Below are 2,389 nucleotides of genomic sequence, written 5' to 3' on the forward strand. Positions count from 1 at the left end.
GCATTGATCTTCTTTTTCAATTGGACGAGAAAGAAGTTATCAGTGCGATTGATTACGACGGAATAAATAAGATATGGGTAGGAACAACAACAGGAATGGGATATTATGATATAAAAGAGAAAAGATATTTTAAAATCAGGTCACAGTTATTCAATGATATTACCGCCCTCCGTTATGAGCCTTCTTCAGAAAGGATATGGATCTGTGCACAAAACCAACTATTTTCTTACTGCATAAAAGAAAACAGATTTATTCAATGGAACAGAAGCGACGGATTTTATCCCAATGAAATAATATTTACTTATCAACAACGGGCTGAAAAAAACAGCCGATATCTTTACTTTGGTGGCATAGAAGGACTGGTCCGAATAAACACAGACATCCCAGAGCCTAATGAACCAGATCCGGAAATAGCACTTTACAGCATAGAACTTAACGGGCAACCGTATACATCCGGTATAGACACCCAAAATATAAAAGTTCCATGGGAACATAATGCACTCGCCCTACGGGTATATATTAAAAATAAAGATATTTTCCAACGAGTTCCATTCCGATATATCATAAAAGGAAATGTTAATAAGATAATCGAATCATATAATCCGATATTGGATCTTTCCAACCTATCTACCGGTAAATACCGCATCGAAGTAGCATGTATGACAAAAGACGGAAATTATACCACTCCTATCCTTCTCACAAATGTCCATATTACCCCACCATGGTATAAAACAGACTGGTTTATAATATTATGTTGTATTAGCCTTATAGGAGGGGGTATTGCAGGAATATTCATTTTTAATATAAAAAAGGAAGCAAGAATACAAAAGAGACTAAAAGAATACAGACAATATCTGAATGAAAAGAGGATAGATTTCCTCATTCACATAAATCACGAATTACGTACTCCCTTAACATTGATTTATGCCCCACTAAAACGTCTCATGGACAAAAGTGAGATGCAAGGATTACCTCAGCATCTGATACCACAATTACAACTACTATTCAACCAAGCACAACATATGAGGGAAATAGTAGATATGGTGTTGGACTGGAGCAGTTTGGAGGCAGACTATAATAAATTGAAAATACAAAAAACTCAATTGAACGAATGGGTAACCGAGGTTATCAAAGACTATATGAATGAGGCAAAAGAAAAAGAGATATGCATACAATTACAAATAGATCCCAACATAGAGGAGGTATGGTTTGACAAACAAAAGTGTCAAACAGTACTATCAAACTTACTGATGAATGCACTAAAATTCAGTAAGGCAAACAGCAATATAACAGTAAGCACGCAACGTCTTGAAAACACAGTCAGAATATCTGTTATAGACGAAGGAAGCGGTATAGAAGATTCGGATATGGCAAATCTCTTCACTAAATTCCACAAAGGTAATCACAAAGAGAGAGGAAGTGGATTCGGATTATATTATGCCAAAACAATAATGGAAATGCACGGGGGGCTTATAAGGGCCTATAATAATACAAACAAAGGAGCTACATTCTATTTGGAGCTGCCATTGCTCAATACAAATAAAAAAGAAGAATCCGCCTATTTACAGCAAAAAGACTCTCCTCTCCCTTCCAGCATCCAAGATACACATTTCGATTGTACCGGAAAGACTGTGCTTATTGTAGAGGACGAAAAGGAGTTAAGGGAATATCTCATAAGTTCTTTAACTGAGTTCTTTAAGAAAGTTTATGCGGCAGACAATGCAGTCTCTGCCTTAGAAATCTGTCAGAAGAAACAGCCTTCTATTATTATTAGTGACGTGATGATGCCGCAAATGGATGGTTTTGAATTATGCCGTCAGATAAAAAACAACATCCAGATAAGCCATATCCCTGTAATACTGTTAACAGCACGTTATGACCAGACAGGGATAACAACCGGATATAAATCCGGAGCTGATGCTTACATCCCCAAACCATTTGATCTAGACTCTCTAAAGATCGTCATCGGAAATATTTTAAAAAATAGAGAGAAAATACACAATCAATACATCTCTATCAACCAGTCGACTTCTCTCCAGACTTTAACAAACAGTAAAGCAGATGAGGATTTCATGACAAAAATAAATATAATTATACATGAAAACCTATCTGACGAGGAATTCTCCGTCCAGCAATTGGCAGATCTCATGACAATTAGCCGTTCTTCTTTATACAACAAGATAAAAATTATAACGGGTTTGGGAGTCAATGACTATATAAACAGATTACGTATCGAAAAAGCGATCTCACTGCTTACCAATACAAATTTAAACATAAATGAAATAAGCAGTGAAGTGGGTTTTACTTATCCCCGATATTTTAGTTCAACATTCAAACAAATGAAAGGAATGACTCCCAAACAATTTAGAGAGGAGAATCGTATGAAATA

At 35.9% G+C, this 2,389-nt stretch carries 1 protein-coding gene; it reads left to right on the top strand.

The features are described from left to right. On the top strand, window positions 1-2,389 hold a 2,389-nt coding region (locus AC1WHX_RS11900; RefSeq protein ID WP_481229447.1), incomplete at both ends, for a hybrid sensor histidine kinase/response regulator transcription factor.

It is taken from the genome of Coprobacter sp. (assembly GCF_982436375.1).